This is a genomic window from Halorussus pelagicus (genome assembly GCF_004087835.1).
Taxonomy (GTDB): domain Archaea; phylum Halobacteriota; class Halobacteria; order Halobacteriales; family Haladaptataceae; genus Halorussus; species Halorussus pelagicus.
In genome coordinates, this window is sequence record NZ_CP035119.1 from 859,993 (window position 1) to 873,424 (window position 13,432).

A 13,432-nucleotide genomic window follows, 5' to 3' on the forward strand; every position below is an offset into this window, starting at 1 on the left:
TCACCGGGTTATCCCGACGCCGAGTGCGACGACGTTCTCGGAGTTTGTTCTTGGCCGCATACCGAGACCGGACGTTCCCCCGGCGACGGGAGGATTTAGGAGACGTAAACGTGTCCCGCCCGCGGGAGATGAAACGGCTGTTTTCTCCCCGACGCGATGCCCCAAGAAAATCCGGCCTGACTCATCCTATCAGACTCGTCACCCCCGCAGTCTCCAACAGCAACCAACCGACGAACGCGGCGTAGGCGACCAAGAGCGCGTAGGCCTCGCGCCTGCTGAGTGCGAGGTCGGTCCGAGCGAGCGCGAAAAAGAGTATCGTCGCCGCGACGAGCGCCGCCATCATCGGGACCGCGACGCCGAACTCAACGGGAGTCGCGCCAGCGACGAGGACGCCCGCGGGGAGCGCCACGAGCAGGTCGAAGACGTTGCTCCCGAGGACGTTGGCGAGGCTAGTCACGTCCGCGCCCTTCTGGGAGGAGCGCACGCTGACGAAGGTATCGGGGAGGCTGGTGACGATTGCGACGACGGTCAGCCCCCAGAAGAAACTCGGGATGCCAAGACTCTCCTCGAAGTCGAGGACGGCCTCGACGAGACCTTCGACGCCGACGACGATGACGAGGAGACTCACCGCGAGCGTCCCCCAGAGCCGCGCGGCGTTCGCGTCGGTGACTCGCGGTTCGCGCAGGTCCCGCGTGTCGAGATACTGAATGAAAATGTAGAGACCATAGAGCGCGACCAGAAGCAGGGCGAGCGGCCGGGTGAACGTCCCGCTGAGCGAGTCGCCGGGACTGGGGAAGTAGATGACCGCGAACGAGAAGACGACCAGCGTGGCCGCCACTGCGACCATGTAGAACTGGGTCTCCTTGAACACGACGCTCCGGTCGGCGTCGAGGGATTCGGTCCCCGCGAGCGTCGAGAGGGCCGGGATGACGAGGATGTTGAACACCGCCGACCCGACGATGGCCGCCGCGCCAAGTTCGAAGTTCCCGTGAACGAACGTGGCGATGACGGTGCTGGATAGCTCCGGAAAACTGGACCCGATTGCGGCGACGACCGCGCCCTGCACGACGGCTGGCAGGCCGTAGTAGGCCGCCAACTGCTCGGCGGCGTCTTCGAGCCAGATGCTCCCTTTCCAGATGACGGCCGTCGAGACGACGGCGAGGGCGAGCGAAAGCGCGAGCGACACGACCGAAACGTAAACGGGAACGGACAAGTTCGTTGTGGGGTAGCTATCGGGTCGCGGGGAGACGAACCGCTCGGTGCAACCGCCGGAAACTCCCGACGCGATTACCGCCGGAAACGGGACCGGAATCCGTCGCGCTTTTGCCCGCGTAGTCGAAAAGATACCGTAGCGAATGGCCCGGTATCACATCGAAACCTACGGTTGCACATCGAACCGGGGCGAGAGCCGCCAGATAGAGCGGCGGCTCCGCGACGCGGGCCACCACCGCGTCGAGGGTGCCGAGGCGGCCGACGTGGCCATCCTCAACACCTGCACGGTCGTCGAGAAGACCGAGCGCAACATGCTCCGGCGGGCCGAGGAGTTGGAAGACGAGACGGCCGACCTCATCGTCACCGGTTGCATGGCCTTGGCGCAGGGCGAGGAGTTCCGCGACGCTGGCGTCGATGCCGACGTTCTTCACTGGGACGAGGTGCCCGAGGCAGTCACGAACGGCGAGTGTCCGACGACGACGCCCGACGCCGAGCCGATTCTCGACGGCGTCATCGGTATCCTCCCCATCGCCCGCGGTTGCATGTCCGACTGCTCGTACTGCATCACGAAGAAAGCGACCGGCAAAATCGACTCGCCGCCGGTCGAAGAGAACGTCGAGAAGGCGCGCGCGCTGGTCCACGCCGGTGCGAAAGAGATTCGAATCACGGGACAGGACACCGGCGTCTACGGCTGGGACGACGGCGAGCGCAAACTCCACGAACTGCTCGACCGCATCTGCGACATCGAGGGCGAGTTCCGGGTCCGGGTCGGGATGGCGAACCCGAAGGGCGTCCACGGCATCCGCGAGGAACTGGCCGCGGTGTTCGCCGAGAACGAGAAAATCTACAACTTCATCCACGCGCCCGTCCAGTCGGGGTCCGACGACGTGCTGGGCGACATGCGCCGCCAGCACCAAGTGTCGGAGTACGTCGAAATCGTCGAGACGTTCGACGAGTATCTGGACTACTGGACGCTCTCGACCGACTTCATCGTCGGGTTCCCCTCGGAGGAAGACGAGGACCACGCCCAGAGTATGGCGCTGTTGCGCGAGACCCGCCCGGAGAAGATCAACGTCACCAGATTCTCGAAGCGTCCCGGCACCGACGCCGCGGAGATGAAGGGACTCGGCGGCCAGACCAAGAAGGACCGCTCGAAGGCGATGACCGACCTGAAGATGGACGTAGTCGCCGAGGCCTACGACGACATGGTCGGCGAGACTCACGAGGTGCTGGTGGTCGAGGAGGGCACCGGCGACTCCGTGAAGTGCTACGACGAAGCCTACCGGCAGGTCATCGTCCAGAACGCCGACGACCACGGCGTCGAAGTCGGCGACTTCGTGGACGTAGAAATTACGGGCCACCAGACGGTGTACGCCTTCGGCGAACCGGTCTGAGGCGACTTTTTCGGTTTCAAGTCATATCTCGCCGTTTCAGACGATTCTCTCGGTCAGTGTAGCGACGGTCGAACGCTGGCAAAAAGACGACGACGGCGGTCGGTTCGACGGACCGTCCGTTAGTTGGTCTCTTGAAGGTCGGATTCCGTGGCGGCCGAGTCTGATTCGGTCGTCGCGTCGCTCTCGACTTCGAACTGTTCGACCGCGGTCTCCAAGTCGTCGGCACGCGAGCGCAGTTCGTCTACGACCTCGGTTGCCTCGTCGAGCGTCGCGGACTGTTGTCGAGCGGCCGAGGCGACACGTTCGGTCTCCTCGGCGGTTCGCTCGGCGGTGTCGCTCACGTCGTCTACCATGGCGGCGACCTCTTCGGTGGTCGCGGCCTGTTCGTCGGTCGCGGCGCTGATGTCCTGCATGCCTGCGTCGGTCTCCTCGACGCGGTCGGCCACGGAGAGGAGGGCGTCGTGTGTCGTCTCGACGGTCTCGGCTCCCTCGGCCAGTTGCGTCCGCGACTCGCGCATCCGCTCGGCGGTGGTCTCGGTCTGGCGCTGGATATCCTCGATGTGTTCCTCGATGTCGTCGGCGTGATGCTGGGTCTCTTGGGCGAGTGACTTGACCTCTTCGGCGACGACCGCGAAACCGTTGCCCGCGGCGTCGGTCCGTGCGGCCTCGATGTTAGCGTTCAGTGCCAAGAGGTTCGTCTGCTCGGCGATGTCCGAGATGATGTCCACGATGTCGCTCACGTCGTGGATTCGCTCGACCAGTTCATCGACCTCCTCGACGGCTGTCTCGGTGGTCGTCTCGACCCGGTCGATTGCATCGACGGCGTCCTCCGCGGCGACCCGACCAGACTCGGCTTCGTCCGCAGTCCGACTGGCCGTATCGGCGACGGCGTCGGCGGTCGAGGCGACCTCCTCGATAGTCGCGGAGAGGTCGTTAGTCTCGCCAGCGACTTCCCGGAGGCGTTCGCGCTGGTCGGTGGTCCGTTCGTCGATGGTCTCGACGGACTCGCCGACTTGTTGGCCCGACTCACGAATCGCGTTCGCCTTCGTGCCGAGTTGCTCGCTCGACGCGACGACCTCGTGTGCGAACGACTCGACCTCGGCGACGGTGCGTTCGAGTTCGACCAACAGCGTGTTCAGTTGGTGACCCATCGAAGCGATGACCTCGTGGTCGCTTTCGGCATCGACGCGAACCGTGAGGTCGCCGTCGGCGGCCGCGTTCATCGCGGCCTCGTACTCCTCGGCCTTGTGTTCGAGGTGGTCTTTGACCGCTTGGACTTCCTCGCGTGCGGCATCGGCCTCCTCGCGCTGCTGTTCGGCGTCCGCTCGGGCCTGTTGGGCCTCCTGTTTGGTCTCTTCGGCCTCTGCGATGCGTTCACGGAGGTCCGAGCGCATCCGGTCGAACGACCGGTAGAGGTCGCCCACGTCGTCGCTCCGGTCGGTCTCGATTTCGGTGTCGAGGTCTCCCTGTCGGAGCTTCTCGGCGCGCGACGAGAGGTCCGACAGCGCGTTGATCGTCGGTCGCTCGACGACCGTTGCGAATCCGAACAGGAGTACCCCGACGAGTCCGAGGAGCAACAAAATCTGGCGACCGACCGATTGAGCGACCGAGAACAGACTGCTCGGCGGCGCGTAGCTGACGAGCGCCCAGTTCACGCCGTCGATGCCGTCGTGGCCGACGACGAGTCGTTCGCCGGTCGAGGACTGCTCGCCCCCAACGGTCATCACACTCTCGTTGCCAGCGAGTCCCGCCTCGACCGCGGGCGATTGGACGCCGTCGTCCGGGACGTGTTGGGTCCCGACCGACGACTCGTTGTCCGTATCGAGGACCACGACGCCCGCGTCGTTGACGATGCGCGTTCGCGTGTCGGTCATCACGGCGTCGAGTTCATCCGTCAGCGTCGAGACCGAGACTTCCGCGACGACCCAGTGTCCATCGACCGGGACCCGGAACAGCCAGAAGTTTCCGTCTGTCGTTGACCGGAACTCGACGCCGGTCCCGGTCTCGCTGGGAGACGCCGCGGCGACCCCGAGTGTCTGGTCGGTGAGTCGGCCCTCACGAGACGCCGGGTCGGAACTAGCGACAATCCGGCCCGTCGTCGCGTTCACGTAGTGGAGACGCTGAAACGAATCCGACTGCTCGACTTCGGAGGAAAAAAGAGAGTTTAGCTGGGCTTCGAGCGATTGAGGTCCGTCCTGCCTTATTTTTGAGATTCCTTCCTGTGACGACTGTTCGCTCCATCCCTCGACTGTCGTCTCAGTTCGGTTTGCGACCCGCTCCGTGCTTTCGAGTCCGTCCGCCACGACGATATCGACGATATCGTCTTGTACGTCGGCCTGACCAGCGAGTGTCGCTCGCTGTTGTGTCCGGACTGTATCGTCTGTAGTCATGTACGTGTAGCCGCCAGCCGTACCGCCGACGAGCAACACCACGAGGAGTCCGACGAGGACCTTGGCGCTGTAGCTTTCCCGTGGGTCAATATTCATAGCTCTGCTTGTTTACTTCTATAACATATATTTTTCGAGAGGCGAAGTTCGAGAGCGTTAGATTATGTATGGCTAAAATATGATTAAATATATTAAATCATCACCGTGTTTTGGATTTATTTCCCAATTCAGGTCTCCGCAAAACCCTCGACGGTCTCGTCGTCTTTCCACTCGCCGAGTTCCTTCGGGTCTACGTGGACGAACACGTCGTCTACCTCGTCTAACTCGCGGATAGACTCCACGATGTCGGTCTCGATGTCGTGGGCCTCGAACAGCGTCCGGTCGCCCTCGACCTCGATGTGGAGGCTCACGTCGATTTCCGGGCCGACGTAGTGGGCGATAGCGTCGTGGGCACCCTCCACGTCGGGGTGGTCGAGCGCCCGGCGGATGATTTCGGCCCGCAAGTCCTCGGGCGGCGCGCTCCCGACGAGGTAGTCCACGTTGTCCTGCACGATTTCGTAGCCCGTGTAGAGGATGCCGACCGAGACGACCGCCGCCGCGATGGGGTCGAGGACGGGCAGGCCGACGCCGGTCCCGAGGACGCCCACGAGCGCCGCGCTCGCGGTTAAGATGTCGTTACGGTTGTCGAGCGCGGTGGCGGTCAGCGCCGGAGAGCGCGTCTCCTCGGCGACCCGGAGACAGTAGCGATAGAGACCGAACTTCACAGCGGCGGTGCCGACCAGCACGCCGACCGCGGCCGGGGAGACGGTCCCGGCCCCGACTTCGCCCGAGAGGACCGAAGTGGTCGCCTGCCAGAGGACCGCGCCACCCGCCGCGAACACGCCGAGCGCGATGAACAGCGAGACGAACGGTTCGATGCGCTCGTGGCCGTGCGGGTGGCTGAAGTCGGGCGGTTGGGTCGTCAGGTAGAGACCCGCGAGGATGACGACGCTGTACCCCGCGTCCGCGAGGCTGTTGACCGCCTCCGAGCCGACCGCGAGGCTCCCGGTCGTCCACCAGACCGCTCCCTTGGCGACAACGAGGAAGACGTTGACCGCCAAGACGACCGCGCCAACGCGGCGCATGCTCCGCTCGCTCATCGGGGATGGCTTCGAACTCGGGAAAGAAGGGAGTATCGTTCGTGCGTCGCTCAGAACTGGAAGCGAATCGCCCGCTCGTCGTCGGGCACCGCCGCGCCCTCCTGCTCGGCGAACGCCTCGCGCACTCGGTCGTAGGTCTCGTCCACCGCTTCCACGATGACCTTCGTGTCCGAGACGACCGGCATGAAGTTGGTGTCGCCCTCCCACCGCGGGACGACGTGAGTGTGGAGATGGTCGTCGATGGACCCGCCAGCGCCGTCGCCGAGGTTCAGTCCCGCGTTGAACCCAGTGGGCGAGAGCGCGGTTTCGAGCGCGTCGAAGGTCCGTTGCTTGAGGCGGGCGTGGTCGAGGAGAACCTCCTCGGAGAGGTCCCGATAGTCGCCGGTGTGTTCGCGGGGAATGACCATCGCGTGGCCGGGGTTGTAAGGGTAGTTGTTGAACATCACGAAGGCGTGGTCGCTTCGGGCGACGACGAGATTTTCGCGGTCGTCCTCGCGCGCCGGGAGTTCGCAGAAGACACAGCCCTCGATGTCGCCCTCGTCGTCTCGCTCGACCCAGTCGATGCGCCACGGTGCGAAGACCTGTTCCATGTCTCGTCCATCGGCGAGGAGGGTTTAGGTTCCCGCGGTTTCGACGGGATTCGTTCGACGCGAAGAGAAAGGTATCTTTTCAAGTGTCGCCCCTTTCAGGAGGGACACGAATGTATATCGTCATCGTCGGAGCGGGAGATATCGGCTCGCAACTTATCGAGATAGCGTCCCAGAACGACAACGACGTGGTCGTCATCGAGAAGAATCCGGAGCGCGCCGAAGCCGCCGCCTCGAAGTTCGACGCGCTGGTGTTGAACGACGACGCCACCGTTCTGGACACATTAGAGGAGGCCGGTGGCGACCGAGCGGACGCGCTCATCGCCACGACCCAGCACGACGCGACGAACGTCATGGTGAGCCTTCTCGGCAAGGAACTGGAAATTCCCTCCATCGTCTCGGTCGTCCACAACCCCGAACATATGAATCTCTTTAGACAAATCGGGGTCAACGTGATGGAGAACCCCCAGCGACTCATCGCCGACTACCTCTACAGGGCAGTCAAGCGACCGTCCATCAAAGACTACATGCGCGTCGGCGACCGGGCCGAAGTGTTCGAGATAACCGTCCAACAGGGTGCCGACGTTTCCGGTATGACGCTCTCGCAGGCCGCCGAGGAGGGCCTGTTTCGGGAGGGTGTTCTCGTGGTCGCCATCGAGCGCGACGGCGACATCATCACCCCGCGCGGTGACACCGAAATCAAGGCTGGCGACCTCGTGACCGTCTTCTCCGAGACCGGCGTGACGCCGGAGACGACAGACATCTTCGGTCACTACGAGGATCAGGAAGCATGAGGCGACGGCGCACCGTCCGAGGTGTGCCCGCGGACCTCGCCACTATCCTCCGAGACGTGGGTGCACTCGTGTTGATGCAGGCCGGACTGATGACGCTCAGTATCGGGGTCGCCGCCGTATTCCGCGAGTGGTACGTCGCGCTGGCGTTTCTGCTCGCTGGCGGCGTCACCGCGCTGTTCGGCGGGGTTGCCCGTCAACTGTTCGCGGAGGCCCCGGACCCCCAAATGAAACACGGGATGGTCATCGCCGCAGGTGGGTGGTTCGCCACGGCGACGTTCGGAATGCTTCCGTTCGTTCTGTCGGCCTACCTCATTCCCCCCGACGTGATGGCGACGTTCGTTCCGGCGGGCGCAGAGTACGCCGAGTCGAGTCTCAGGTACTTCCGAAATCCGCTTCACGCCTTCTTCGAGAGCATGTCGGGGTGGACCGGAAGCGGTCTCACGATGGCGATCCACGAACCATCGCTTCCCCACGGTATCCAGTGGTGGCGGTCGCTCATCCAGTGGGTCGGTGGCGTCGGCGTCATCGTCCTCACGACCGCAATCCTCGCTCGGCCGGGAAGCGGAAGCTACACGCTCTATCAGGCCGAGACCCGCGAGGAGCGCATCCACCCGAGCATCATACACACCGTCCAAACCGTCTGGAAAATCTTCGCTGGCTACACCGTCCTCGCGGTTCTCGCGCTGTTCGTTGCGATTTCGCTCAGCGAACCCCTCTCGACGGGAACCGCCTTCTGGCAGGCGCTCAACCACGCCATGACCGGTCTCTCGACCGGCGGATTCAGCGTCACCGACAACTCCATCGCCACCTACGACTCGACGCTGGTCGAGACGGTCCTGCTTCCGATAATGGCTCTCGGTGCCATCGCGTTCCCCATCCATTACATGGTGCTGACCGACCGCGACCCGCGCGCGCTTTTCGAGGACGTACAGACCAAGTGGCTGTTCGTCCTGTTCGCGGTCGGCGTGGCCGCCCTGACCGTCCAGAACCTCCTGACGCCGCAGTTCGGGGACGCCTTCGTGGGAGAGTGGGACGTGTTCCGAGACTCGACGTTCCAGTTCGTCAGCGCGCTCACCTGTACGGGGTTTCAGTCGGCACCCATCGGACGTTGGAGCGCGGGCGGAAAACTCATCGTGAGCTTCGCCATGACGCTTGGCGGAGCGGCCGGTTCGACGGTCGGCGGCATCAAGATAATCCGCGGGTACACTATCGGCAAGGGGATTCGGTGGCAGTTCTCCCGCGTGTTCCTCCCGGCGTCGGCCGTCGTCAACGTCGAAATCGGCGACCGCTTGCTCGACCGCGAGGGAATGGAGCGGGAGTTCAGCGAGGCGGCCATCGTGAGCGTACTCTGGGTCCTTATCCTCCTCGCTAGTAGCCTCGTTCTGGTAAATCTTGCCGGGCCGTCGTTCAGCTACGCGGACGCGCTGTTCGAGGTCGCTAGCGCACAGGGTAACGTTGGACTCTCGGCTGGTATCACTGGCCCGGAGATGCCCGCACCCGCCGAAGCGATGTTCCTGTTCAACATGTGGATCGGCCGACTCGAAATCATCCCGGTACTGGTGTTCCTGCGGTCCGCTCTCTACGGACTCGACCCGTAACACAGTATATAAAGACTTCGGCCGTTGCACGGTGTTTTTGTTTCATTACTCTCTCTAACTGTTCTATAAACTATCTCGACTCCTCTCGTTCTCTTTCTCCGACGAATCGCCCGACGGGAACGGAATAAACGGTTCGAACGCCCCCCAACGGAAGGGGGTTTTTATGCTCCTATCAGCGCAAGAAGAGACCGAGAGGAAGGTAACGATGGCTACACAAAATCACAGTTTCCAAGCGATAACGGAATCGTGCGACCACTGCGGGCGCGAGACGCCCCACGAGGTCTCCGTCCAGATTCGGACCGAGAGTCAGAAGCGCGAGAACGCCGAGTTCTCGCGGGAACCCTACCGCGTCACCGAGTGCGAAATCTGCGGTGAAGAGTCGAGCCAGCGGATGAACAACGCGTAACGCCGCCGCGGTCCCCGCCGCATCGGCCCTGCGAAAACGGGGGTTTTCGCCGACGACACACCTCGCGGTCTCGTTTTCGCGCGTCGTCGGCAATTGTCTCAGAAATCGAAACACCTCGTAGCGAAAGGTATCGTCGTCGGCAGTGATGTCACGCTCGGGAAAATTCGGTCGTCGATTCGCTACGTCGAAGGCGTCGCCGCGAGCCTACTTAGTCGTGACTTCGCACCCGTCCTCGGTCACGATGAGGGTGTGTTCCTTCTGGCTCACCAGTTTCCCGTCGTCCTCCTTGAGGACCGGGTAGCCGTGGACGATGTCGTTCATCTTGAGGCGGCGCAGCGCCATCTCGGCGCGGGACGCGTCCAGCCATCGCTGGGCAAAGGGGAGCGTCCGGAACTCCTCGGTAATCTGTTCGAGCGCCTGTCGCGCACTCCGGTCGCGGACCGACCCCTCCCGCTCCAAAGCGAAAATCTCCTCGTCGTTGCCCTCGGTCACTTTCCCGGTGCCGTCGGTGGCGAACGGTTCGATGGCGACCACGTCGCCGACTTCCAACTCGACGCCCTGCGACACCGCCCGGTTGGGGATGTTCGGCGCGACGTGTTGCTGGTAGTGGTCGAGTCCGTGACCGGTGAGGTTGACCACGGGGTTGTAGCCGTAGCCGTCGATGACTGACTCTATCTCCGCGCCGATGTCGCCGGTGCCAACGCCGGGTTCGACCATTTCGAGTGCCGCGTCAAGCGCCTCCTCGCTGGCTTCCTGCAGTTCGGGAGTGCCAGAGAGGTCCACGGTAATTGCGGTGTCAGCTATCCAGCCGTCAACGTGGACGCCGATGTCGAGGTTGACCATCTCCTCACCGAACTCGGTGTCGTCGCCCGCGCTCGGCGTGGCGTGGGCGGCCTCCTCATCCACGCTGATGTTGACGGGGAAGGCGGGTTCGCCGCCGAGTTCGCGGATGCGCTCCTCGGCGTACTCGGCGACCTCCAACTGGGTCGTCCCGACTTCGACGCGGTCGGCGGCCTCCTCGCGGACCTGTGCGAGGATTTCTCCGGCCTCGCGGTGCTTCTCGTACTTCTCGGCGTCAAGGTCCACCTCGGTTTCGCTCATGGGTCTACGTTGTCCTGAGTCCCGGAAAGAGTTTCCGTCTCGCGCGAACGCGAACCGAAGGGGAGCGATCCTCTCGGCGACGCGAGGCCAAGCGTGTTTGACCGACGACAAACCGGGGTCGTCGGTCGCCACGCCACAAAGCCGTTAGGGCCGCCGTACTTCCGGGATAGCTCGGCGGTAACGGCGGTAATACCCCGTCAAAACCCCGAACGGTGCGAAACGGTTGGTCCCGTTTATTGGCGGTTCTGGCGATATGACTGCCTGCATATGCAACGAGAAACCGGCGCAGTGCTGATGGTGATGGCCCTCGTTCTCGCCAGCGTCCCGCTGGCGGCGCTCGGAGGGACATCGTCGTCTGCCGCGCAGTCGGAAACTGTCACCCTACAGAACGTTCAAGTCGAGCAGTTACAGTTAGCGAACGCGACGGTCGAGGACGCGACGATTCAGACCATGCAGGTGGATTCGGTCGAAGTCGTCAGCCAGAACCGGACCCTCGACAACGCGGCGCTCGAAAACGTCAGGCTCCAGAGTCTCTCGGTCCGGAGCGTCTCGATGGAAACCCTCCAGACCGACGACCAGAGCCTCTCGCAGGCGCTGAGCGGGAACACCTCCGTCGAGTCCGCCACGGTGCAGGACCTGACCATCGAGCAGATGAACGTCTCGCAGTTGGTCGTCCAGAACGTCCGCGTCGAGAGCGGCGGCGAGGCGACCACCGAGGAGGCCGCGCTCCAAGAAGAGACGACGACCGAAGCGGACGGTGAGGAAACGACTGTCGCGGAGGGCGAAGAGACGACGGTCGCCGCACAGGAAACGACCACGGCGACCGCGGGCGAGCAGACGCAACTCGAAGCTGTCACGGTCGAGAGCGCGACCATCCAGACCGTGAGCGTGAGCGAGATGAGCATCCAGACGCTCGTCCTCATGGACATCGGCGCGGAAGCCGACCAGACGCCCGCCGAGGAAGAAGAAACGACGACCGAAGCGGACGCCGAGAGTACGACCGAGGCCGAGGAGACCGCCGACCCCGTCGAGGAGACCACCGCGGCCGACGAGGAAACGGTAATCGATGAGGAGACGACGACCGAAGAGGTCGCGCTCCAAGAGGAGACGACCACTGTGATGGACCAAGAGACTACCGAGGCGGACGACGGGGTCGTCGCCGAGGAAGAACAAGAAACCACGACCGAGGCGGACGACGGAATGGTCGCTGACGAAGAACAGGAAACCACGACCGAGGAGGCCGCTGGCGAGACCGAGCAAGTCGGCGAGGCGACCGTCAGTAGCGTCTCGGCCGATAGCGTGAGCGTCCAGCGCGCGACCGTCGGGTCGGCCGCGGCCAGCGCCATCGATGTTGGGAGCGGGCAGCTCGCGCTCATCTCCATTCAGAACCTGAACGCGCCCGGTTCGGTCGAACAGGGCGAGTCGTTCACCGTTGAGGCCGTCCTCGTCAACGTCGGGAACGACCGAGTCGCAAAGCAGTTCTCGTACCGCATCGCGGGTAACGTCATCGATTCCGAACTCGTGCAGGTGCCCGCGGATGGCTCCACGACGGTGACGTTCAACGCCAGCATCGGCGCGTTCCCGGCCGGAACGTACACCCACGGCGTCTACACCGACATAGCGCGCTCGACCGCGCAACTCGACATTACTGAGACCGAGGAGACCGACGGCGGCGAGATGAACATCGAAGAGACGACGACCGAAGACGACGAGACTACGACTGAAGCCGACGAGGAAACTGACGAAACCGACGACGAGACCACGACTGAAGCCGACGAAATCGGTGACGAGACTACGACTGAAGCCGACGGGGAAACTGACGAAACCGACGACGAGACGACCACCGCGGAAGTGTAGCCCGGTCCCCAATTTCGATTCTTTCGGCTCTCACTCGCTCGCCGAGCGACTGCTGACCGCGGTCTGCATCGCCTCGGAGTTGAACGCGCTCCCGGCGTTCCCGTCGCCGTCGAGGACGATGACGCCCGCCGACGAGCCGGTGAGTTCCGCGAACGCCTCAACGGCGCGGTCGGCCGCGGTCTGGGCGTCGTCGCCGGATTCGAGGTGGCGGACCGCCCGCCGGGTGAGCGTCGTCTTGGCGATGTCCTCGCCCGCGCCCGTCGCGCTGGCCGCGCCCGCAGGGGCCGCGAAGAAGCCGCTCCCGATTTGGGGCACGTCGCCGACCCGGCCCGCGAGCGCGAGCCATCGGCCGCCGGTCGAGGTCGCCGCGGCGAACTCGTCGGTCTCGGGGTCGTAGGCGACCGCGCCCACGGTGTCGTGGTCCTTGTGGTCGTCCGTCGGGTCGTCGCTCTCGGCGCTGTCCGGGTTCCCGCCGAACTTTTCGGTGAGCCAATCGAGGTGTTCGCTCGGGGTGCCCTCCGGCGTCGAATCGAGGTCGTCCCACTTCTCGCGGGTGTCGGCCGACCAGAGGTCCACGTCGGTCTCGACGCCGTAGTCCGCGGCGAGTTCCACCGCGTGGTCGCCCGAGACGAGGACGTGGGGGGTCTCCTCCATGACGACGCGCGCAGCGCTGACCGCGTGTTCGACGCCGGGCATCGAGCAGACTGCGCCCGCCTCGCGGTCGTCGGTCATCAGGCCCGCGTCGGTCCGAATCGCGCCGTCGCTCTGGACCGCGCCGCCGACGCCCGCGTTGAACCGCGGCGAGGATTCGAGGACGCGAACCGCGGCCTCGACCGCGTCCACGACCGAGGATTCGCCCGCGCCGGTCTCGGCCGCCTCGTCCAACACTGCCTGTCTGGGTTCGGGTTCGTCGGGGGCGCTCCCCGCACCGCCGTGTACGATGACGTTCATGCGAGG

General features: G+C 64.2%; 11 protein-coding genes. 5 read left to right on the top strand and 6 right to left on the bottom strand.

Features of this window, described 5'->3' with window-relative positions; translation table 11 throughout:
• Window positions 1-181 precede the first annotated feature (181 nt).
• Entirely contained in the window at window positions 182-1,186 is a 1,005-nt protein-coding gene (locus EP007_RS04465; protein ID WP_128476512.1) for a sodium:calcium antiporter, read from the bottom strand.
• A 169-nt stretch (window positions 1,187-1,355) separates the two neighbouring features.
• Here EP007_RS04465 and EP007_RS04470 point away from each other — a divergent pair, with 169 nt between their 5' ends.
• A complete protein-coding gene (locus tag EP007_RS04470) occupies window positions 1,356-2,606 on the top strand; it encodes a tRNA (N(6)-L-threonylcarbamoyladenosine(37)-C(2))-methylthiotransferase (protein WP_128476513.1) in 1,251 nt (416 codons plus the stop codon).
• Between the two features lie 119 nt (window positions 2,607-2,725).
• Here EP007_RS04470 and EP007_RS04475 read toward each other — a convergent pair whose 3' ends face one another.
• The 3 genes from EP007_RS04475 to EP007_RS04485 form a co-directional block, all read right to left on the bottom strand.
• Complete coding sequence (locus EP007_RS04475) at window positions 2,726-5,092, bottom strand: methyl-accepting chemotaxis protein (RefSeq protein ID WP_128476514.1); 2,367 nt, start codon at window positions 5,090-5,092, stop codon at window positions 2,726-2,728.
• 128 nt (window positions 5,093-5,220) lie between these two features.
• Complete coding sequence (locus EP007_RS04480; protein WP_208023535.1) at window positions 5,221-6,132, bottom strand: cation diffusion facilitator family transporter; 912 nt, start codon at window positions 6,130-6,132, stop codon at window positions 5,221-5,223.
• Between the two features lie 50 nt (window positions 6,133-6,182).
• Window positions 6,183-6,722 (bottom strand): HIT family protein, encoded by a 540-nt coding sequence (locus tag EP007_RS04485; protein WP_128476515.1) that lies wholly within the window; start codon window positions 6,720-6,722, stop codon window positions 6,183-6,185.
• Between the two features lie 110 nt (window positions 6,723-6,832).
• On the opposite strand from EP007_RS04485, the gene EP007_RS04490 reads away from it, so the two are divergent.
• The 3 genes from EP007_RS04490 (at window position 6,833) to EP007_RS04500 (ending at window position 9,517) form a co-directional block, all read left to right on the top strand.
• The gene (locus EP007_RS04490; RefSeq protein ID WP_128476516.1) at window positions 6,833-7,513 is read left to right on the top strand and encodes a potassium channel family protein; all 681 of its coding nucleotides are present in this window, start codon (window positions 6,833-6,835) and stop codon (window positions 7,511-7,513) included.
• On the top strand, window positions 7,510-9,111 hold the full coding sequence (locus EP007_RS04495; RefSeq protein ID WP_128476517.1) for a TrkH family potassium uptake protein: 1,602 nt from the start codon (window positions 7,510-7,512) through the stop codon (window positions 9,109-9,111). The genes EP007_RS04490 and EP007_RS04495 overlap by 4 nt, the downstream gene beginning before the upstream one ends.
• Window positions 9,112-9,316: 205 nt before the next feature.
• A complete protein-coding gene (locus tag EP007_RS04500) occupies window positions 9,317-9,517 on the top strand; it encodes a DUF7835 family putative zinc beta-ribbon protein (RefSeq protein ID WP_128476518.1) in 201 nt (66 codons plus the stop codon).
• Window positions 9,518-9,721: 204 nt separating this feature from the next.
• Here the strand turns inward: EP007_RS04500 and map are convergent, their stop codons facing one another.
• Window positions 9,722-10,618 carry a type II methionyl aminopeptidase gene (gene map / locus EP007_RS04505; RefSeq protein ID WP_128476519.1) on the bottom strand — a complete coding sequence of 299 codons (897 nt, stop codon included), beginning with the start codon at window positions 10,616-10,618 and terminating at the stop codon, window positions 9,722-9,724.
• 267 nt (window positions 10,619-10,885) lie between these two features.
• Between map and EP007_RS04510 the strand changes: the two genes are divergently transcribed.
• On the top strand, window positions 10,886-12,475 hold the full coding sequence (locus tag EP007_RS04510) for a hypothetical protein (protein ID WP_128476520.1): 1,590 nt from the start codon (window positions 10,886-10,888) through the stop codon (window positions 12,473-12,475).
• Between the two features lie 30 nt (window positions 12,476-12,505).
• Here EP007_RS04510 and EP007_RS04515 read toward each other — a convergent pair whose 3' ends face one another.
• The gene (locus tag EP007_RS04515; protein ID WP_128476521.1) at window positions 12,506-13,426 is read right to left on the bottom strand and encodes an isoaspartyl peptidase/L-asparaginase; all 921 of its coding nucleotides are present in this window, start codon (window positions 13,424-13,426) and stop codon (window positions 12,506-12,508) included.
• Window positions 13,427-13,432: the final 6 nt, after the last annotated feature.

Bases quoted from the DNA above. Each gene is read 5' to 3' on its own strand.
- EP007_RS04470 (WP_128476513.1), top strand. From the start codon at position 1,356: ATGGCCCGGTATCACATCGAAACCTACGGTTGCACATCGAACCGGGGC.
- EP007_RS04475 (WP_128476514.1), bottom strand. From the start codon at position 5,092: ATGAATATTGACCCACGGGAAAGCTACAGCGCCAAGGTCCTCGTCGGA.
- EP007_RS04480 (WP_208023535.1), bottom strand. From the start codon at position 6,132: ATGAGCGAGCGGAGCATGCGCCGCGTTGGCGCGGTCGTCTTGGCGGTC.
- EP007_RS04485 (WP_128476515.1), bottom strand. From the start codon at position 6,722: ATGGAACAGGTCTTCGCACCGTGGCGCATCGACTGGGTCGAGCGAGAC.
- EP007_RS04490 (WP_128476516.1), top strand. From the start codon at position 6,833: ATGTATATCGTCATCGTCGGAGCGGGAGATATCGGCTCGCAACTTATC.
- EP007_RS04495 (WP_128476517.1), top strand. From the start codon at position 7,510: ATGAGGCGACGGCGCACCGTCCGAGGTGTGCCCGCGGACCTCGCCACT.
- EP007_RS04500 (WP_128476518.1), top strand. From the start codon at position 9,317: ATGGCTACACAAAATCACAGTTTCCAAGCGATAACGGAATCGTGCGAC.
- map (WP_128476519.1), bottom strand. From the start codon at position 10,618: ATGAGCGAAACCGAGGTGGACCTTGACGCCGAGAAGTACGAGAAGCAC.
- EP007_RS04510 (WP_128476520.1), top strand. From the start codon at position 10,886: ATGCAACGAGAAACCGGCGCAGTGCTGATGGTGATGGCCCTCGTTCTC.
- EP007_RS04515 (WP_128476521.1), bottom strand. From the start codon at position 13,426: ATGAACGTCATCGTACACGGCGGTGCGGGGAGCGCCCCCGACGAACCC.